The organism is Phytoactinopolyspora limicola, from assembly GCF_011320225.1.
GTDB classification, from domain to species: Bacteria; Actinomycetota; Actinomycetes; order Jiangellales; family Jiangellaceae; genus Phytoactinopolyspora; species Phytoactinopolyspora limicola.
Genome location: NZ_JAAOEN010000009.1, coordinates 40,033 through 59,533, shown reverse-complemented (window position 1 = coordinate 59,533; position 19,501 = coordinate 40,033). Strand labels below are relative to the sequence as shown.

Genomic DNA, 19,501 nt, shown 5'->3' with positions numbered 1-19,501 from the left:
AGACCGCCCTCACAGGCAAGCCAAATCAGATGTCACCCATCCGTGCAGCACCCCCAGATCAAGCGAGAAGAACGTCCGGCTGGGCTATCGTGGGAATATGACCACGCCAGCCGAGCCACTCCGCGGCGATCACCCAGCACCACCGGCCGCCGACCCGGTAGCTATCCGGGCACGCCTAAGCTGGCGAGTCGCCGTCGAGTTCGACACCGAATGGGACATCGTCCTGGAACGGGCCAAGCAATCTAAAGACCTCACCGGCGTGCATGAGTTTCTCCGCAAGTGGCAGCACATCGCTTACACCGAGACCACAGATCCGGGCTCGTACTTCCGTGTGCTGGCCAAGGCCGAACAGATCACCCACAGCGGCCACAACCCCGATGCCGTGCCCGCAGAGCAGATGCACGAACTCATCCGGCAACGCTTGAGTTCCTAGATGTACCGCCTCATCCCGGACGCAGCCGTACTCGACCAACTCGCCGAACTCCCCAACGAAGCACTGGCTGCCTACGCTGAGATCCTCGACGTCCTTCAGCTCACACCATGGAACGGCCGTCCCCAGCATGACGCTAACCCCGACGGCGCAGTGAGGTGGTGGCCCTTCGGCCCCGACCACGCCGGCCAGATCATCTACCTCATCCATGAGGAACAACAAGAAGTCCACCTGCTGCTCATCCAATGGCTTGGCTGACACCAAACCGGCGATTCCATGCGACAACTCGGCATCTCGCCGGCCTGGTCACGCTCCAATCCCACATCTCGACCGAGTTCGGCGACGTTGAGTATCTGGGCGGTTCTGGCAGCACTGAGCTGCAGGAAGTTCCGCAGGATCTCGGGGCGCAGAGTCGACCCGGCGTCGACTCCTGCCCTCGGCGACAAGGTCGACCAGGTTACGCGACCACCGTCCCCGCGCAGGCGGCCCCAGCGTGACAGCGATCGGGCAACCACCACGCAGGACAAGATCGACGAGAGCCTTGCGATCGATGGCAGTGGCACGACGCTGCATGGTCAATGATCCATCGAACAGCCGGTCGACAATCGATGCTGCTCCAGGCTCGAGCTCTGCCATCGCGAAGGGCCACAAGGTCAGCAGCTCGATTCTCCCGGTGAGGTAGTCGGCGAGCTCCGGCACTACTTGATGTCGCGCCGAACCTGTTAGGACGTACCGACCCGGCCGACGGTCGACGTTCAGCTCGGCTTTGATTGCGGACAGCACCGGCGGCACACGCTGGAACTCTTCAACCACGACGAGCTCAGCGAGGTCGCCCACAACGCAGAAGGGTCATCCTCGGCTAGGGCGCGCACCGCTGGATCATCTAGGTCAAGCAACGTGCCACCCAGACCATCGACGATCTTACGGGCTAGAGTGCTCTTCCCCGATGTCCGCGGCCCCGTCACGGCAACCGCCGGCTGCTCCTCCAGTGCCAGAGACCACGGTCAGGAGGCGGCGATCAACATGGCCATCCGACAACATGAGCTGATCTTACCCGACAATGAGAGCCCTTTTGACCCGACAACACGATCCAGTGTTACCCGACAACGTGAGTTACCTTCGCCCGACAAACAAGGCAGACTTGTACACCTCTACCGCCGGAGCCCTACGGGCTCGTACGGGAGAATGACCTCCCCAAGATGGCGACGCGGTTCAGTCCGTAGCCCGGGCGAGGGCGGGCGTGTGGGTATCTCTTGGCGCTGCCGTCTTGGCTGGTGCCGCGGTTGGGTGGACGAACTTCCTGATCGACCTCGGCTCAACGATCTAGTCCTGGCAAGCGTCGCCCTCCGCTGGGTGGGCAACGTGGGCGCACCTGTACGACGAGTCCGTCTTCCACCTAGGTGCGAAGGAACGTCATTGATCATGTTGGAACCCCTCAACGCCGCAGTCGAGGTACTCACTTCCATCGCCGACGCGACGCCGACCCAGATCAACATCACCCCGAATGAACGCGGGCTGCCGGGTATCCGGGCGTTGCGGCGGATCGTCGGTGCGGTCATGACGATCGGGTTGATCCTGTCCGTTCTGGCGCTCATCGTCAGCGCGATCGTATGGGGCTTCGGGTCGAACTCGTCGAATCCCCACCTCTCCGGACGGGGAAAGACTGGGGTGCTCGTCTCGTGCGGCGCCGCGATCATCTGCGGCGCGTCGGTGGCGCTGATCAACTTCTTCTGGGGTGTCGGCCAGAGCGTGTAGCCCACACGTCGCCCGTGCCTACCAAACCCTGATGCCTGGAGGAGCCGTCATGGCGGTCTGCGACGTTCCCGTGATCTCGACCGTGTGCAACATCGCCGGCGAAGCCGCCGCGACGCTGGTCAGCGCACCGTTAGAATGGGTGGCCAACGCCGTCGGGAATGCCGCCGCGTGGATGTTCGAGGGACTCTGGGGACTGTTCGACACCACTACCCGCGTGGATGTCACTTCTGGTGAGTACATCGCCGTGTACAACCTGCTGTTCGGCGTCGCGATCTACCGAGCAGACGGCGAGGCCGCGTTCACCCCCCGCTCCCGACGCCCCAAGACCTCACCTGCCGCCACCCCGGCCGCCGTCGTCGAGCAGGTCCTGGGCACCGGCCGCCCCCAGGCCCACAACCCAAAACACAGAAAACCGGACCTACAAGATCGTAGGTCCGGCTGTCCTCGATGTCCTGAGACATCACACGGTCGGGCTGACAGGATTTGAACCTGCGACCCCTTGAAGTACGCCGCCGGCGCGGCGACATTTCCGGTCGTCTCGGAAAACCACGAGTCACCTCATGTTTTATCGGAATCGGCTGACTCCAATGATGAATAGGATAACCGGTCGTTTCGGGTCGTTGTGGATCGTTTCCTGTCGAATTCGATGGGAAAACGATGGGCGAGTTCACACCCTCGTTCCGACGCTGACGAGTCGGCACTCCCCCCGATGCCAATCCCCCTGTCAGTCCGGCTTCACGCCGCCACCATGAGCTCCAAACCAGCACCTTGACAGGGCGCTGTCCCCGCATGCGCGACACCGGTGACCTGACCTGTGGCGATGCATCGTCCCATTCGATACTGGCGGCAACTTGAGCCCGCATTTGGCACAAGCAGCGTCAGCTGGTCGTGATGTTGGTCCATTGCTGCGTCTCTGGGCTCCATGTGCCAGCCTGGATCTGATGCTTGAGGATCGGGTCGAACATCGCCGCTGCGGCACCGCGGCCAACATCGAGGTCACGATCGAGCCCGACAGCCGCCGCCAGTTGACCAAACGGCTCCCGCCATTGCTCAGGGGATGGCGGCAAGTGCTGTGGCTTTTTGTGGGTTGCACGCGCGGCGAACTCGTCCTCGATCGCTCGCCGCAGCTGGTCAGCATCGAGGGTAAACAAGTGGGCGATCAGCGCGAGATCGACAAGGTCCTTGGCGCGGCTGCTGACCCGCCCACCCTCATAGGTACGGCTGTAGGCGTGCAGCTTCTCCGCCGCCTGCACCGCGATCGGGATCGCCGGTTCGCTCCACGGCGAACGTGAAAAAGTCACCCTGATCGTAGACGGCTGCGTCGATGAGAACGTCGAGCAACTCGTCCTCGTCTCCCCGCCACGCCAGATCGATATCCTTGGTCGAGCGCGCACGGTCCGCCAGTCGCAAATCGAGCGCGAGCCCTCCCTTGAGCACCCACTCCCCAGCCGCCACCTCGACAAGACGAGCCAAGAACCGGTCGAACACCACACGCTTGCGGCCCCTCGTGACACGCGCACCGTCCCCACCAGCGCGGACCTTCAGGCGATCCTCCAGAGCACGGCGGAACGCCCCTGAGTTCCACAACTGATCGTTTAGTTGGGGGTTGTGTCGGGTGTTTGTGCTGGTGAGGGAGTTGTGGCGTCCGGGAACGGGGTACTAATCGGGGTGGTTATGGTGGGCTGGTGCGTCCCTATATCCGTCGAGTGAGGACTGCGTCCGGGGCGACGGCGGTGCAGATAGCGGAGAAGGTGAGGGGCAGGACCGAGATCCACAAGCACATCGGTTCGGCTCACACCGAGGCAGAGCTAGCTGCGCTGCTCCTCGTTGCCCATGACGAGCTTGCTCGGCTCAACCCTGGTCAGGGCACTTTGGATCTTGGCTTGGAGGCTGTGACCGCTGGCGCGGCGTCTGCTGTGGTCGAGTCGATGGCCAGCCGGATGTTGACCGAGACGATCCGGACCGCGTACGCCCGGCTCGGGTTCACTGACGCGATCGGTGATGAGGTGTTCTACCAGCTGGTGCTGGCTCGGCTGGTGGAGCCGACGTCGAAACTCGACAGCATCCGGGTGCTGGACGAGCTCGGGTTGGACGCTGCGCATCACAACACGCTGCTCAACGCGCTCAAACGTGCCAGGGACCGTGACTACCGGGGCCAGGTGGCCAAGGCCTGCTTCGCCCATAGTGCGGCTACGAGTGGCCTGGCGTTGTGCTTGTACGACGTCACCTCGTTGCATTTCGAGGCTGAGCACGAGGACGAGTACCGCAAGGTGGGCTACTCCAAGCAACGCCGGGTCGATCCGCAGATCATTGTGGGGCTCCTGGTGGACCGGTCGGGGTTTCCGCTAGAGATCCATTCCTACCAGGGCAATACGGCCGAGACCCACACGATCGTGCCCGTGGTGAAGGAGTTCCAGCAACGCCACAACATTGCTGACATGGTCGTCGTCGCTGATGCCGGGATGCTCTCGGCCGACAACCTTCAGGCTCTCGATGACGCGGGTATGCGGTTCATCGTCGGGTCCAAGGCGACCAAGGCACCCCAGGACTTGGCCAAGCATTTCCGCTGGCACGGCACCCACCACGACGACGGGCAGACCGTGGATACGGTCACGATGCGTCACGGCCGCCCAGATGCGAAACGGACGATGACACGGGCCGAGCCGGTCTGGGACCCGCACGAGCACCCGGACCAATGGCGAGCGGTGTGGCAGTACCGCCGCAAACGGGCCCTGAAGGATCAATCGACGCTGAACAAGCAACGCAACCGGGCGATCGCGATCATCGATGGGCAGACCAAACCGAAGAAGGCCCGCTTCGTCAAGGAGACGAACAAAGACAGGGAGTTCGACCAGGCCACCTACGACCGGGCGATGGAACTCGTCGGCTGGAAGGGATACTGCACCAACATTGAAGCCAGCATCATGCCCGCCGCCGAAGTGGTCTCCTCCTACCACCAGCTCTGGCACGTCGAACAATCGTTCAGAATGTCGAAAAGTGACCTGCGCGCCCGGCCGATCTTTCACCGCGTCAGAGACGCCATCGAAGCGCACCTGACCATCGTGTTCACCGCACTAGCCATCGCGCGCTACATGCAATCAGCCACCGGCCTGAGCCTGAACAAGATCATACAAACGCTCCGACCACTACGCGATGTCACCATCAACATCAACGGACACAAGATCACCGCAACACCCCAGACCAGCGACACCGCCACGCACATCCTCACAGCCCTCGGCATCGACCCCGGGTACTAAAGTTGTGGAACTCAGGTCGAACACTCGGTTCTAGGCTGCGAGACGGGATAAATTCTTCCGAAATCACTTGACTAGATTTGTTAACAGACCGTACTATCCCCCATAGGGGTCGGACACGAGGTCCGACATGGAGGGGCGATACCAAAACATGGTGGGAAAAACTGTCGCAGTCTCTGCGGTATTGTGTTCGACAATCATCTCATCAGTTGCTCTTACTTCAGCAAACGGCGAGACAAATGAAGTGCCCAATTCGGAAATCACCCATGCGCCGACACATGAATATAACGACCTGCACGCAGCCGCAGAATCGTATGCTTCCGACTATGATGTTTCGGTAACCGAAGCCCTGCGCCGCCTCCAAGCACAAGAGGCAGCAGACGATACGTGGAACAAACTAGCGGCCCTGGCCCCAGAAAGGCTCGTGAGCATTCGATTAGAGCACAGCGAGGACGACATAGCACTCGTAGCTCGATTCACCGGCAACAACGAAATCGATGTTCCAGACGAAATCATCGTTGATTCGCCGATTAAGATCGGAACGGTACATGGGTACCACCGAAGAGCTGACGACGTGAATCGCGATCTCGCAACAATGCTTCCAGACATATTCGAATCCCATCCAGACTTAGATGGAATATACTACGATGAGACGATCGAGACACTAATACTCGAGTACAGCGGCCCGCGAACTCTTGATCACGAATCCTCGGTGAACGACATCTCACGGAAGACGGGCCTCCCCACAGCCATAGAAAGTTATGCAGATCCGACGGAAAACGGGAACCGTGGAGGGCTGAGCCTGACCTCCTGCACAAGTGGATTTACTGTGCGAAACCCTGCTGGAACCCGCGGCTTCCTAACAGCAGGACACTGTTCGAGAAGTCAATCCTATCAACTCTTCGGATCAAGTACCTGGCATAGCACGACGTTTCGCTCGGAGCTATTCAACGGCTATGCGGACGTGCAATGGCATTCGATATCCGGAAGGACCGTCTTTCCTTCATTCTTTATGAGCAGCACCAGCACCCCGACTTCACTAACAGGGTACACAATGCGCGGCAACCAAGGTGGCAAATACGTTTGCCACCGGGGCAAGGCCACCCGATATAGCTGCGGCACGGTCAATCATACAAGCTATGCGCCGGGAAATAATATTTGCAACGGGCCATGCAGCAACACGTATGTTCGCACAGCCGGCTCACAACTGCGCTGTTATCGAGGCGACAGCGGCGGTCCCGTAGCGCTAGGCGGTTCGGCTTATGGCATATACAAAGGACAGTCAAGCTCAGGAACCTCAGCCAGTAACTGCAACTTCATGTTTCACATGCCGATTCAGTATGCATTCAACTTGGGCATTAGCCTACTGATGTAACTAGCGCACAAACCGCAACTACCTTTAGTGAGTATCCATGCAACTCCGCTACGCAGTTTCGACAGGAATCTTATTCCTTCTACTTGCAGGCTGCAGTGGCACTGCACCAACAGGCGAGCCAGATCGAGATTCAGGCGAGGATACGATTGAAGTCGAGGCTGACGGGCCACTACTCACCTATAAACCTTCCAGCACCGACTCGCTCGGGGCCGAACTCATCGGGACTCTTGCTCTGGAAGATGGATGTCTCCGAGTCATCTCATCAGATGCAGGAGCCCAGTCTTGGACCGTAGTTTTCCCGTCTGCAACCTGGAACTCGAGCAACAGGACCGTGGACGTCGCCGGTCTAAAGCTGACGGTTGGCGAGTCAGTCGTGCTAGGCGGCGGCTACATGGAGCCGGGGCACCTCAACGCAGAGTACCCGGACCATGAGTGCTTGACCGAGGACTATTTCTTCGCTGGTACGGTTGACCGGCACGCTTGATGAGCAACTCCTTGCGGGCGCGCTGACCGGCTAACAGGGCATCGCGGTTTATCGTTCACTTCGCCAACGACTGATGTCGTTGGAGCGTCTCCCCGATCGAGTTTCGATCGGGGAGACGTTGCGTCCGGACTGTTATTCAGCAAGACGGCGGTTACCGCGTTCAATATTGCCTTCGGATTGCTGCGTGACCTGGAATTGGCCGCTCCCGCTGTGTCCGACCCGGCACACCAGACGCGCTTTTCGTCGACGTGCAGCACTACCACTAGCTGCATCGTGCCCCGCAAATACCTCTCAGGAAAGGCACCGGAAGTTACCGATGCACGCGAGATAGACAGCCAATCTACCTGTTCCCGATCATACCGCGAGGTTCCTTAACCGCCTTGCTGCTCCACCTCACTATCGGCTGGACGCACAGCAGTGCACACCGATCAGGGGTGCTTGGCGCAAATCATCTCGCTGATCCATGGCAGCGTCTACGCGGCACAGCATAAATCAGCGCATCAGTCGCCTCACAGGCGCCGCGTTAAACGGCCGGGCCCACGCTTCAACACCAGACCCTGTCGGGGGTGAGTATCTGTTTTCCGTCGGTGCAATCCCGTCGCTGGGTCTGTCCGATGAGGCGTTGGCGGCTCGACGGTGTCGGGCCGCGGTACCTCAAGATCGGCAGCGTCTACCGCTACCCCGCCGATGGCCTCGAAACGTGGATCGCCGAGAACCTGTCGGGTCGGGCGGTGTGATGGCACGTTCGGAAAAGCTGCCCCCGCTGGGGGTGCGACTTACAGTCGATGTCGAAGAGGTCACGCGGGTCGAGGGAACGGTCTTCAAAGCGAGGGTGCGTTGGACTGATCCGGTGAGCGGCAGACGCGACGGCACGAAGCGTGTGCACGAGACACGGGGCGACGCCGCGGCTTGGATCGAGCGCATGCGCCGTACAGCAACAACGGGAATTGATCCGGGTCAAAGCCTCTCAGATTACGTGGAGAGCATCGGTGACCGGTGGGCACGTGGGATCGACTCAACGTCAACCTATGACCCGTATTCGGCAGGTTTGCGGCTGCGTGTGATGCCGACGCTTGGACACCTGCCGGTCGCCATGATCACCGCCGGGCTCGTTGATCGCGCCATCGATGAATGGGAACAGCAACACGGTCGCTCCACAGTGAAGAACTCCATCGCCCCTCTCGTGCTTGTACTCGATCAAGCAGTACGCGACGGACTGATCGATCGAAACCCCGCCAAGGATCGGGCCCGACGGACGAACGTCGGCAGATCGGCGCAGCATGACAGTGAACCGCCCAATCCACGCGATCTCGCACTGCGCGACACGACCGATCTTGACCGGCTTGTCGCGGCCCTCATCGAAAAAGGTCACCACCAAAGCTGGGGCGACACGGCGACCTTGCTGGCCACCACCGCAGCAAGGATCAGCGAAATTGCGGGACTACGCGTCGGCGATATCGACTGGAAACAAATGCTCATCAACATTGAACGCCAAACCTATCCCGGCCGTGGTGGGTTAGTGACCAAACCGACCAAAGGCCGCAGACGAAGGCAAGTACCCATCATCACGCCGTTAGTCCCGACCCTCGAACGGCTGACACGAGGCCGCACCGCCGAAGACCGCCTCGTGCACGGACCTCGGGGTGGCACCATCACCACAGCAACCCTGCGCGACGCCACCGACTGGGACACCGTGGTCACTGAACTCGGCTACCCGGCACTCGTACGTCACGGCCTTCGGCACACGGCGCTGACCTGGATGGCAGATGCGGGCATTGATCTCCATATCCTGCAACGCGTCGCTGGCCACCGAGATCCTGCCGTGACATCGCGCTATCTACATCCCGACCATCGAGCACTAGCCGCTGCAGGCGACGCGTTCTCTACTTGGTGGTCCCCATCTGGTCCCCAACAGCCAGGGCTGCGACTGATCAAGAGTGAGACCCCAGAGATGTGAATTGCCCCGCTGACCTGTGCCAGCGAGGCAATTTCAGAACGTCGGGCTGACAGGATTTGAACCTGCGACCCCTTGACCCCCAGTCAAGTGCGCTACCAAGCTGCGCCACAGCCCGCGGCCCGACGTATCGCCGGGACCATCGAGAACTCTACACCAGCACGGCCGGCCACCGCGAAGCGGAGCCGCGGCCCCCGCCCTGCCGTTGATCATGGGCATGTGCCGCCTATTGGACGCCGAAAAGGCGGCACGTGCCCATGATCAACGCGGGTGCGGCGAGTGATGGCGGACCGGCGGGGCGGGGTGAGGTGGTGAGGAGGCCCCTCACTCCCAGCGGAAGGTACGGGCGGCAATGAAGCCAACGACGACGGCCCATGCGACCAGCACGGCCAGGTGCAGCGCACTCGGCCAACCGCCATGAATCCAGGCTTCGGACAACGCCTCGACGGCCGCGCCGGTGGGCGTGAAGTCGGCGATGGCCCGCACACCCGACGGCATCGTGTCGCCGGGCGTCCAGACACCTGCGAAGAACAGCAACGGGAAGTACGTGCTCATGCCGATGGCATTGGCGGCCTTGCCGTTCTTCGCGAGAGCGCTGATCAGCAACCCCACAGAAAAGCACGCGACGGTTCCAGCGGCGAAGGCCACGAGCGAGCCACCGATGTTCCCCGGCCGTTCCACATCGAGGACCAGCAGGGCTGCGGCGATGGCCACTGCCGAGCCGATGACCAGGATGACCATGTTCACGATCAGCTGCGCGTTCAGCAGTACAGAGGGTGGCGCCGGGGTGGTCGCAAGCCGTCGCAACACGCCTTCGGCCCGGTAGGCGGCCAGGTAGGCGGGAAGGATAGCTATGGCGACGGTGACGATGGCCAGCGTCAAAGCTACTGGCGCATACACGTCGACCGGGCGCAACCCGCCCAGATCGGGATCCGCCTCCCGGAAATCCGGCATGAGCGAACCGAGACCGACGAGCAGCAGCGTCGGAAAGATCAGCCCGAAAAAGATCGTCGCCGGGTCGCGCAGCAAGAGCTTCGACTCAACCGCTGTGACCTTGGTGAGGATGGACGGGTAACGGATCTTGCTCGCTGTGTGTTGCGCTGTGGTCGTGGACATCGTGTTCACCCCTGATCTTTCTGCTGGTCTGCCGCGTCGAATTGCCACCCGGTCAGCGCGACGAAGGCATCTTCGAGATTGGCCTGGTCCACCCGCATGTCGATCGGCGCCACCTGTGCGTTGTTCAACGCGGTGACAACCAGCGGCACGACGTCGCCGGCGCCGGCGACCACAAGGTAGTCGCCGTCCCACGTCACACTGCTGACGCCGGGTACAGCGGCCAGTACGGATTCGTCGAGACGCGACGATGGCCGGAACCGGATCTTCTGCTCGCCGCCTACCTGCTGAACCAGACCGTCGGGCGTGTCTATTGCGACGACGCGGCCCCGGTCGATCAGCGCCAGGCGATCGCACAGCCGCTCCGCTTCGTCCATGAAGTGCGTCACCAGCACGATGCTCACCCCGCGGTCACGGACGCTTTCGATCAGCGCCCAGGTGTCGCGGCGTGCCTGCGGGTCCAGGCCCGTTGTCAGCTCGTCGAGCACGGCGATTTCCGGGTTGCCGACCAACGCCAGCGCGATCGACAGGCGCTGCTTCTGACCACCGGAGAGCTTCCGGTATTGGGTGTCGCGTTTACTTGCGAGCCCGAGGAGCTCTATCAGTTCGTCTCCGTCTGCCGGGTTCTCGTAGAACGAGGAATAAAGGTCGATCGCCTCAGCGACCTTGAGTTTCTCCTGCAGAGCGCTCTCCTGCAGCTGCGCCCCGAGACGCTGAGTGAGTGCTGTTCGGTCACGTGCCGGATCCAGGCCAAACACGCGTACCGTGCCTCCGTCAGGCTGGCGTAGTCCTTCGATACATTCCACGGAGGTGGTTTTGCCGGCTCCGTTAGGTCCAAGGATGCCGAATATCTCGCCCTTGTCTACGGAGAACGAGACGTCGTCGACGGCGACGTGTTCCCCATAGCGCTTGTGCAGGTTCTCGACCTCGATGATGGTCATCGTTATCCCCTTGCGTCGTCGTAGTTACTTCGTCGTATTCAGAGGCCATGAGGCCGTTTATTGTTTGATGGCCAGACGCCGGGTCAGGAAGTAGATGAGGAACACCGCTCCGGCCATGATCGCCAGAACAGCGGGTATCACGAATGGGAGCGGCAGCCGTTCGTAGCCGGTGTTGTCCATCAGCAAGCCGCCGATCCAGGAGACCGACGTCAGGGCCTCGACGGCCAGGGCCGGGAGCACGGTGAGCGGCAGGAGGAACGTGCCGATCCAGCCGCCGTAGCGGTAATAGGTGTAGCCGATCAGCCATCCGGCCACCATGTGGCTCGAGATGAGGATGGCGAACTCGCCGACGACCGCCACGACGTTCTCCGGGCCGTCGAACAGGTGCGGGAAGGTATAGGTGGGTACGTGCCCGGCCCAGCTGTAGGCCCACTTCTCAACGACGAGACCAATCGCCCCTACGACGGCCAGGCCTAACGTCGCACCAGTGATCATCAAAGCGGCGCCAACGGTGAACTCTCGCCGGGTGACGCCGTTCGCCACGTAGGCAGGTAGCAGCGCGGGCACCAGCATGACTCCGATAGACATCGGGAAGTACCTCATCGGCTGCTCCGAGAACTCCCAGACGCTCGCCCACGCGCCGTCGTCGCCCATGCCGTCAACAATGGCCTGGAAGACACCGAAGGCGATGAAGATCAAGACGATGACCAGCAGGAACCCCAACGTCACGTAGGTCATGAACTGGCCGAGTTCACGCGCACACCGCAGTTCACGCCGGTAGCGGCGGCGGGTTGCCACGAGTGTTGTCATCATCGCTGCTCTCCTCCGCCGTTGGTCAGGTGGATGAAGAGGTCCTGTAGTCCGACGGGACCCAGTTCGACCCCGGCGGCGCGCGCCTTGGCTCGCTTGTCTTCGTCGATCTGACCGAACACCGTGGTCGATTTCGTCCCACCCAGCTGCTGGTGGTTCAGGACGGTCAGGCCCGAGGTGAACTCGTCGACGCTGGATGCCGGGCCTGTGACGCTCATGCCACGCCGGAGCAGCGTGTCCGTCTCATCGTGGGCCACCAGCCGGCCTTGATCGAGAATCAGGACTTCCTCGAACAGCCTCGACACCTCTTCGATCAGGTGGGTGGACATGATGATGGTCCGCGGCTGCTCCATGTAGTCCCGCAGCAGCTCGTCGTAGAAGGCGTAGCGCGACGGCGCATCCAGGCCGAGGTAGGACTCGTCGAACATGGTCACCGGTGCCCTGGTGGCCATCCCAACGGTGATCCCGACCGCGGACTGCTGTCCCCGCGACAACGAGCTGACCTTCTTCTTCATCGGCAGTTCGAACATGTCGGCGAGGCGCTCGGCATACTCGGCATCCCAATGCGGCCGGAAGTTCGACGACATCTTCAGCACGTCTTGCACCTTTGCCCCGTCCACGACGTTCCCGGCCTCGCGGATCAAACAGACCTGCTCGGTGACCCGGCCGTTCTCGAACGGCTCCCGACCGTCAACCAGCACAATCCCGTCGTCCGCCGCGCGAAAGGCCGCGATGATCGACAGCAGGGTCGTCTTGCCCGAGCCGTTGCGGCCGAGCAGGCCGTAGATCTTGCCGCCGGTGAGGCTGAACGACAGATTGTCGAGAGCGACCACGTCGCCGAACCTGGCGGTCAGGTTGCGGACATCGATGCCATGCGTCACTGCGCTCCTCCCCGTGTGTCCTCCGGCACCTGGGTGCCCGTGGTCTCCTCGCCGTTGTGCTGCGGGCCGGCCTGGATGCGGTCGACGATCTCCTCGAGCGGAATACCGATGACCCGCGCCTCGTCGACCATCGGGTCGACGACCTCGGCGAAGAACCGTTCCCGGCGTTCGGTCAGCAGTCGCTGCCGTGCGTCCGGGCTGACGAACATGCCGATCCCCCGCCGCTTGTAGAGCACACCCTCATCGACCAATTGGGCGAAACCCTTGGCCGCGGTGGCCGGATTGATCCGGTAGAAGGCCGCGTACTGGTTGGTGGACATGACTTGATCGTCCGCTCCTAGCGCACCGCTGAGGATGTCGTTCTTGATGGCCTCCGCGATCTGGTAGTAGATCGGGCTCCGATCGTCGAACATGACACCCCCTTCTGCGAGGCTCGCCTCGAACCGCTAGTTACTCGGTTCATTACTTGACTAATGAACCATAGCACCAAGGGGGCTCTAGTACGCAACGCTGCCGCGGTTGTCGCCTGATCGGCCGCGTAGTGACCACACGTCGGCGTTGGAACGGCCTCAACAGCCGTGGACGAACTAGCTAACGATGGAGGCTAAGTGGGCGGTGCACTAAACGGAGAGCTGAGCCGCGGCAGCCTGGGCGTGCTGCGCACCCTCCACGTCGCCGGCGCTGGTCAGCAGCTCGGCGTGCCAGCTAAGACAATGCAACGCCTCCAGGCGCACGTCCTGATCCACCATCGCGTGTGGCATGAGCCCACTCACGACGGCCGCCATCCAGCCGGCGAAGTCCAGCGCACAGCCTCGAAACCCGGCGATCTCCGTCGCGCGCGAGCACCGCATCAGCATCCGTGCCCACGGCACACCAAACTCGGCGAGCTGGAGGCGCAGCTGCGAGACGCCCTCCTCCGAGGCCAACGCGAGCAACGCGTGCGCCTCCAACGCGATCCGCATCGCCGTCCACTCGTCGTGGTCGATGACCCGGTCCACGATCTCGGCCAGATGGGCACCGATGCCGGGCGCGAGCTCGATCGAGATCCGGTCGGCGGCCGTGACGATCGCACCGTCCTGCGCCGGCTTGGTCAACAGCCCCCGAAGTTGGTGTTCACCGACTCGGTCGAGGGCCTCCGCCAACGTCAGGTTGGCCCGGATGTGGTCCGGGCCGGGCAAGTTCAGCCGTTCTGCCGTCGCCGCCGGATCGCCGGACGCGCGGGCGGCCGCCGTGCTCGCCTCCCTGACCTGAGCCGCCAGGCCACCTGCGGCCTCGGCGATCTCCGTCCGCCCGTACGCGTGGTGGATCGACTCAGACACCTCTGCGGCCAGGCGGAACATCGCCCCGTGCAGGGCACGCGTGGACGCATCGGCGTTGGCCTCGTCCGAACGCTCCAGGTAGATCCGGATCGAGTGGTCCGCCGCGGCCGCCGCCGCGTCTGGGTCGCCATAAGTCAGCGTCACCAATGAGCACTGTGCCAGCACCCGCGCGAGGTCGAGCGCCAACGGATCGACGTCGTCCTCGGTGCAGTGCTCCTGGTAGACGACCACCGCCGCTTGGGCGTCGACCAGGGCGGACGCGCGATGACCCAGCTGGGTGTGCGCCCGGGCACGCCGCATCCGCACATCCGCCACCTGTGGCTGATCCGCGTCGGCCGCCACCAGGTGTTCATGCGCCTCGTCGAGCGCGTCCACCGCGTCGCCCCATGCGCCGGCCTCCATCAACAGCTCACCGAGCATGGAGAGAACGCTCCCCAGCTCCAACGGATGGTGGGCGTCGGCCGGCTCAGCAGCCATCCGTTCGCGTACCGCATCCGCGGCTACGCGGTGATGGTGGATGGCACCGCCGATATCGCCACGCGACAACGCCTCCGTTCCGGCCTCGAGCGCCTGCCGACTCTGCTGTTGTCTCCTCTTCGACCGTTTGCCGAACACCGCGCGCCTCTCCTCCCCACCAGTCCGACGGCCCCGCGCCAGTGATTCAGCGGCGAGACCGGCGCTCCCGCACCCGCATCGACAGCTCGATGGGGGTGCCGGCGAACCCGAACTCCTCACGCAGCCGCCGCTCGATGAACCGGCGGTACGACGCCTCGAGGAACCCGCTGGTGAACAGCACGAACCGGGGTGGGCGGACGTCGGCCTGGGTGCCGAACAGGATGCGTGGTTGTTTGCCGCCCCGCAACGGATGCGGATTGGCCGCCACCAGCTCGCCGAGGAACGAGTTGAGCCGCGCCGTCGGCACCCGGGTGCCCCATCCTTCCAGGGCCGTGTCCATCGCCCGGACCAGCCGATCGACGTGCCAGCCGGTCAGCGCGGACACGTTCACCCGCGGCGCCCACCGGACCCGCACCAGCTGGCGGTCGATCTCCCGTTCCAGGGTCTCGCGGCGTTCTTCGTCGAGCAGGTCCCACTTGTTGTAGGCGAGCACCAGCGCCCGGCCGGCCTCTTCCACCATGGAGATGATCCGCAGGTCTTGCTCGGCGAGGGGTTCGCTGGCATCGACCAGTACGACGGCGACCTCGGCGCGTTCCAGCGCGGTGGCCGTGCGCAACGACGCGAAATATTCGGCGCCGGACGCTTCCCGGACCCGGCGGCGGATTCCGGCGGTGTCGATGAACCGCCACTCCCGATCGCCCAGGACCACCATCTCGTCGACGGGGTCGACGGTGGTCCCCGCCACGGAGTCGACGACGACGCGGTCCTCCCCCGCCAGCTTGTTCAGCAGACTGGACTTGCCGACGTTGGGTTTACCCACCAGCGCGACCCGCCGGGGTCCGGACTCCACGTCGAAACTCTCCGCCGGGGCGTCGGGCATCGCGGCCAGGACGGCGTCGAGCATGTCGCCGCTGCCCCGTCCGTGCAGCGCCGAGACCGCGTGCGGCTCCCCCAGGCCAAGGTTCCACAGCGCCGTGGCGTCGGCCTCGCCGGACGGACCATCGACCTTGTTCGCGGCGAGGATCACCGGCTTACCCGCCCGTCGGAGCACCCGGCCAACGGCCTCGTCGGCATCAGTAGCGCCGACGACGGAGTCCACCACGAAAACGACGACGTCGGCGGCGGCCACCGCCACCTCGGCCTGGGCGGTGATCCGCGCGGCCATACCTTCGCCCTCGGGATCCCAGCCGCCGGTGTCGAGGAGAGTGAACGCTCGACCGGCCCAGGCCGCCTCGTAAGCGACCCGGTCACGGGTGACCCCGGGGACATCCTCGACGACGGCTTCACGCCGCCCAAGAATCCGGTTGACCAGCGTCGACTTTCCCACGTTGGGCCGGCCGACCACGGCCACGACCGGCAACGGACCGGACGTGTCCAGGTGGTCGGTCGCCTCGGTGGGCTCAGTCACGGCGTCTCCTCGTCATAGGGCTCATTACTTCTTCCGATTGTTCCGCAGCAGCGTGTACGCCGACTCGCGATGAGCGAGCATCACATCGCGCAGCTGCGTCGTCATCGCCTCCAGAGCCGACTTGGTCCGTCGCCCCGCCGCGTCCGGCAACGTGATCGGGGCGCCGAACACGACGTCGAGCTTCGCCCTCGGCCGGGGCAGACCGGCCACGGTACGCCCACGGGACCCGGTACCGCCGATGACGACGGGCACTACGGGCGCGCCGGAACGCAAAGCGAACCACACCAGCCCGGTGCGCATCTGGCTGAAGTCTCCGGCGCCGCGAGTGCCCTCGGGGAACACGACGAGCACGCGGTCGTCCTCGAGCACGCCCAGGCCAGCCTCGAGCAGGTTGCGGCCGGGTTCGTCGCGGTCCAGCGGGATCTGCCCGACGCTGCGCAACACCCAGCCGATCGGGCCACGGAATAGCTCCTGTTTGGTCAGGGTGTGGATCGGCCGGGGGCACGTCGCCATCAACAACGGCGCGTCGAGAAACCCGGTGTGGTTCGGGGCCAAGATCACCGGCCCAGACTCCGGCAGGTTCTCCGTCCCATACCGGCGCACCGACCAGAACAGGCGGGCGAGGATCGCAGCCAGGCGGCGACCGAAGGCGGCGCCCAGTCTGCCGGGCACGCCTGACGTTGGTTTCATGGTGTGATCCCGGTCCGTTTCTCCACCAGCTCCAGTACTGCCCCCACGGTCTCATCCAACGTCAACTGGGACGAGTCGACGACGTCGACGCCGTCGGCTGCCTCACGGAACCGGGCCACCGTGGAATCGTCGGCGTCCCGGCGGGCCACTTGGTCACGCGTCGCGTCGAGGGCGCCGGCGTCGACCGTGCCATGTAACTCCTGCGCTCGACGGGCGAGCCGGGTCTCCTCGCTCGCCGTCAGCAGCACCCGCACCGCAGCGTCGGGAGCCACCACCGTGGTGATGTCGCGTCCCTCGATCACGACACCGCCCTGCGCGGCGACGTGCTGCTGGCGGGCGACGAGGTCGGCACGCGCGGTCAGATTGGTGGCGACCTTGCTCACCTCGGCCGAGATTCGGCTCTCCCGGATGGCAGCAGCGACATCGACGTCGCCCACGTGAACCGTCGGCGTCACCGGGTCCAAGCCCACCCGCACCGGCGCCTGCGGCGCCAACTGCCCCACACGTCGAGTGTCGGTGAGATCAACCCCCTGCTCGAGCAGCCACCACGTGACCGCGCGATACATGGCCCCGGTGTCGAGGTAGCGCAGATGTAATGCGGCCGCGACGCGGCGAGCCACGCTGGACTTGCCGGATCCGGACGGGCCGTCGATGGCCACGACAAGGTTGGGCGACGAATCGGTCGAATCGGAGGGCACGTCGAGAAGGGTAATCCGTCCGGGGCCAATCATGTAGCTGCCCCTGCCTTCCGGCGTGCCTCGCCCCTCCACCGCGGCCTCTTAGGCATGGACGTGCCAGCCGCGCTCCACCAAGGCGGTCCGCAACGGCTGATCGGCACCCGCGCGGACGTCGATCTCGACCAGGCCCACCGGCTGCCCCGGGCTGTGGTCGATACGGACATCCTCGACGTTGGCTCCAGCCGCACCGACGTCAGCGAACAGCTGCGCCAACTGACCTGGCCGATCGTCCACCATGACCGCGACCGTGACGAACTCGGTGTGGGCGGCACCGTGTTTGCCGGGCAGCCGGGCCCGTCCGTCGACACCGCTGCGCATGATCTGGTAAAGGTCCGACCGCCCCGGCTCCGAGCCCTCCAGGGCGTCCAGCAGCCGGTCGAGGTCACCGCGCAGATCGGTGAGCACCGCCCGCACGGCCGTGGCGTTGGCCGCGAGAATCTCCGTCCAGAGCGCTGGATCGCCGGCCGCCACCCGGGTCACGTCGGCCACACCGGGGCCGGCCAGCCGCACCTCGTGTGCAGGGGCATCCGCCAGCCTGGCTGCCATGAGCGCCGCCACCAGGTGTGGGGTGTGGGAGACGAGGGCGACGGCGTCGTCATGGTCGTTGACGGTCATCGTCACCGGTGCGGCACCCACCAGTCGGGCCACGGCCAACGCCCGGGTAACCGCCTGTTGATCGGTGTGCTCACCGGGACACAACACCCACGGCCGGCCGTCGAACAGGTCGGCCAGCGCGCCGCTGGGCCCGGAGATCTCCCGCCCAGCCATGGGATGCCCGCCGACGTAACGGCCCGAATCTCCGAGCCGGGCCCGAACCTGCTCGGCCGGGAGTCTCTTCACACTGGCGACGTCGGTGGCATAGTCGGCATCACCACGTTCCAGGACGTCGGCTACCACCGGCCCGACGGCCTCCGGCGGCACCGCGACCACGGCCAGCGCCGCCGGGCCCTCCCCCGGCTCCTCGACCCGGCCGGCCCCCATCCGCACCGACTCCCCCAACACCTCGGCTTTGGTGTCGCGCAGCCGGACGTCGACGCCGGCCCGCCGCAGCGCCAACCCCACCGACGTGCCGAGCAGGCCGGTGCCAACCACCAGCACCCCACCCGCCAAGGCGCTCAAGCCGTTGCCGGTGGATCCTCCGGGGGGCGACGCTGCGCCGGTCATCAATCGTCCTCAGCGAGGTCGTCACGGAGCACCGTGGTGCCATGCAGATACACGTGCCGGATCTCGTCTCGCCGCCGGTCCGTCTCGATGTGGGCCATCAATCGCACGACGCGGGGCATCGCCCCCTCGACGTCGAGCTCCTGAGCGCACATCAGCGGGACGTCGGTGATCCCGAGAGCACGCACCGCCGCCGCGGGAAACGCCGAGCGCACGTCCGGGGTGCCGGTGAGGAAGATGCTGATCACATCGTCCGAGGTCAAGTCGTTGCGCTTGAGGACAGCCTGCATCAGCTCGGCCGTCCGCTCCAGCAGGTGCTCGACCTCGTCGACGTCGAGCTGCGTCGCGCCCCGCACCGCCCTGATGGTCACCATTCCCCCGTTCTCACCGCGCACATCATCCGATGACTCGCTTCCCGGCACGTTTACAACAGTGCACCGTACCTGGTCTCCTATTGTCCGCCCGAATCGACCGTGCGGCCGACGGCCTAGCCCACCGCCGCGCGATCGCCAGAGCGACAACAAGCCTCCTTACGGCCACACCCCGCCGCGCAACAAGCTTCCTTACTGTCGCC

At 64.2% G+C, this 19,501-nt stretch carries 21 protein-coding genes, 1 tRNA gene and 2 pseudogenes; 9 read left to right on the top strand and 15 right to left on the bottom strand.

The features are described from left to right. The first annotated feature begins 97 nt into the window (after positions 1–97). Entirely contained in the window at positions 98–433 is a 336-nt protein-coding gene (locus tag G8760_RS19630) for a DUF6247 family protein (protein ID WP_166354314.1), read from the top strand. Next, positions 434–688: a hypothetical protein gene (locus G8760_RS19625; protein ID WP_166354312.1), complete on the top strand. Its 255-nt coding sequence runs from the start codon at positions 434–436 to the stop codon at positions 686–688. A 48-nt stretch (positions 689–736) separates the two neighbouring features. Here the strand turns inward: G8760_RS19625 and G8760_RS31185 are convergent, their stop codons facing one another. Then, positions 737–1,243 carry an AAA family ATPase gene (locus tag G8760_RS31185; protein WP_425502363.1) on the bottom strand — a complete coding sequence of 169 codons (507 nt, stop codon included), beginning with the start codon at positions 1,241–1,243 and terminating at the stop codon, positions 737–739. A 412-nt stretch (positions 1,244–1,655) separates the two neighbouring features. Between G8760_RS31185 and G8760_RS30925 the strand changes: the two are divergent. The 3 genes and pseudogenes from G8760_RS30925 to G8760_RS30920 form a co-directional block, all read left to right on the top strand. Beyond that, a pseudogene (locus G8760_RS30925) lies at positions 1,656–1,757 on the top strand (DUF6112 family protein); the annotation flags it as partial. Positions 1,758–1,852: 95 nt separating this feature from the next. Continuing rightward, positions 1,853–2,185, top strand: coding sequence for a DUF6112 family protein (locus G8760_RS19615; RefSeq protein WP_246222621.1), 333 nt, complete (start codon positions 1,853–1,855; stop codon positions 2,183–2,185). A gap of 49 nt (positions 2,186–2,234) precedes the next feature. Beyond that, positions 2,235–2,555 (top strand): annotated as a pseudogene (locus tag G8760_RS30920) (hypothetical protein); the annotation flags it as partial. 508 nt (positions 2,556–3,063) lie between these two features. On the opposite strand, the gene G8760_RS19605 reads toward G8760_RS30920, so the two are convergent. Then, positions 3,064–3,438, bottom strand: coding sequence for a nucleotidyl transferase AbiEii/AbiGii toxin family protein (locus G8760_RS19605; protein ID WP_166354305.1), 375 nt, complete (start codon positions 3,436–3,438; stop codon positions 3,064–3,066). Then, the gene (locus G8760_RS19600; RefSeq protein WP_166354304.1) at positions 3,395–3,676 is read right to left on the bottom strand and encodes a nucleotidyl transferase AbiEii/AbiGii toxin family protein; all 282 of its coding nucleotides are present in this window, start codon (positions 3,674–3,676) and stop codon (positions 3,395–3,397) included. The genes G8760_RS19605 and G8760_RS19600 overlap by 44 nt, the downstream gene beginning before the upstream one ends. A gap of 194 nt (positions 3,677–3,870) precedes the next feature. On the opposite strand from G8760_RS19600, the gene G8760_RS19595 reads away from it, so the two are divergent. The 4 genes from G8760_RS19595 to G8760_RS19585 all read left to right on the top strand — a co-directional run bounded on the left by G8760_RS19595 (position 3,871) and on the right by G8760_RS19585 (position 9,255). Further along, a complete protein-coding gene (locus tag G8760_RS19595; RefSeq protein ID WP_166354302.1) occupies positions 3,871–5,442 on the top strand; it encodes an IS1634 family transposase in 1,572 nt (523 codons plus the stop codon). A gap of 151 nt (positions 5,443–5,593) precedes the next feature. Continuing rightward, the gene (locus G8760_RS19590) at positions 5,594–6,814 is read left to right on the top strand and encodes a chymotrypsin family serine protease (protein ID WP_166354300.1); all 1,221 of its coding nucleotides are present in this window, start codon (positions 5,594–5,596) and stop codon (positions 6,812–6,814) included. Between the two features lie 1,098 nt (positions 6,815–7,912). Then, positions 7,913–8,035 carry a hypothetical protein gene (locus tag G8760_RS30620; protein WP_281355171.1) on the top strand — a complete coding sequence of 41 codons (123 nt, stop codon included), beginning with the start codon at positions 7,913–7,915 and terminating at the stop codon, positions 8,033–8,035. Continuing rightward, positions 8,035–9,255 (top strand): tyrosine-type recombinase/integrase, encoded by a 1,221-nt coding sequence (locus G8760_RS19585; protein WP_166354298.1) that lies wholly within the window; start codon positions 8,035–8,037, stop codon positions 9,253–9,255. The genes G8760_RS30620 and G8760_RS19585 overlap by 1 nt, the downstream gene beginning before the upstream one ends. A gap of 41 nt (positions 9,256–9,296) precedes the next feature. Here G8760_RS19585 and G8760_RS19580 read toward each other — a convergent pair. From G8760_RS19580 to aroH, 12 genes are all read right to left on the bottom strand, one after another. Further along, positions 9,297–9,370: transfer RNA gene (locus G8760_RS19580), tRNA-Pro, on the bottom strand. Between the two features lie 206 nt (positions 9,371–9,576). Continuing rightward, entirely contained in the window at positions 9,577–10,368 is a 792-nt protein-coding gene (locus G8760_RS19575) for an ABC transporter permease (RefSeq protein WP_207782527.1), read from the bottom strand. Positions 10,369–10,373: 5 nt separating this feature from the next. Continuing rightward, the gene (locus tag G8760_RS19570; RefSeq protein ID WP_166354293.1) at positions 10,374–11,306 is read right to left on the bottom strand and encodes an ABC transporter ATP-binding protein; all 933 of its coding nucleotides are present in this window, start codon (positions 11,304–11,306) and stop codon (positions 10,374–10,376) included. Between the two features lie 57 nt (positions 11,307–11,363). Next, positions 11,364–12,119 carry a hypothetical protein gene (locus G8760_RS19565; RefSeq protein ID WP_166354291.1) on the bottom strand — a complete coding sequence of 252 codons (756 nt, stop codon included), beginning with the start codon at positions 12,117–12,119 and terminating at the stop codon, positions 11,364–11,366. Continuing rightward, positions 12,116–12,997, bottom strand: a complete 882-nt coding sequence (locus G8760_RS19560) for an ABC transporter ATP-binding protein (RefSeq protein ID WP_166354289.1) — start codon at positions 12,995–12,997, stop codon at positions 12,116–12,118. Before G8760_RS19560 ends, G8760_RS19565 begins: the two co-directional genes overlap by 4 nt. Next, on the bottom strand, positions 12,994–13,410 hold the full coding sequence (locus tag G8760_RS19555) for a GntR family transcriptional regulator (RefSeq protein WP_166354287.1): 417 nt from the start codon (positions 13,408–13,410) through the stop codon (positions 12,994–12,996). Before G8760_RS19555 ends, G8760_RS19560 begins: the two co-directional genes overlap by 4 nt. Before the next feature lie 207 nt (positions 13,411–13,617). After that, positions 13,618–14,931 (bottom strand): hypothetical protein, encoded by a 1,314-nt coding sequence (locus tag G8760_RS19550; RefSeq protein WP_166354285.1) that lies wholly within the window; start codon positions 14,929–14,931, stop codon positions 13,618–13,620. A gap of 46 nt (positions 14,932–14,977) precedes the next feature. Continuing rightward, the gene (der, locus tag G8760_RS19545) at positions 14,978–16,339 is read right to left on the bottom strand and encodes a ribosome biogenesis GTPase Der (protein WP_166354283.1); all 1,362 of its coding nucleotides are present in this window, start codon (positions 16,337–16,339) and stop codon (positions 14,978–14,980) included. A 24-nt stretch (positions 16,340–16,363) separates the two neighbouring features. Next, complete coding sequence (locus tag G8760_RS19540; protein ID WP_166354281.1) at positions 16,364–17,029, bottom strand: lysophospholipid acyltransferase family protein; 666 nt, start codon at positions 17,027–17,029, stop codon at positions 16,364–16,366. Next, positions 17,026–17,727: a (d)CMP kinase gene (cmk, locus tag G8760_RS19535; protein ID WP_246222620.1), complete on the bottom strand. Its 702-nt coding sequence runs from the start codon at positions 17,725–17,727 to the stop codon at positions 17,026–17,028. Before cmk ends, G8760_RS19540 begins: the two co-directional genes overlap by 4 nt. Before the next feature lie 81 nt (positions 17,728–17,808). Next, entirely contained in the window at positions 17,809–18,930 is a 1,122-nt protein-coding gene (locus G8760_RS19530; RefSeq protein WP_166354276.1) for a prephenate dehydrogenase, read from the bottom strand. Continuing rightward, on the bottom strand, positions 18,930–19,298 hold the full coding sequence (gene aroH, locus G8760_RS19525) for a chorismate mutase (RefSeq protein WP_166354617.1): 369 nt from the start codon (positions 19,296–19,298) through the stop codon (positions 18,930–18,932). The genes G8760_RS19530 and aroH overlap by 1 nt, the downstream gene beginning before the upstream one ends. Between the last annotated feature and the right edge of the window lie 203 nt (positions 19,299–19,501).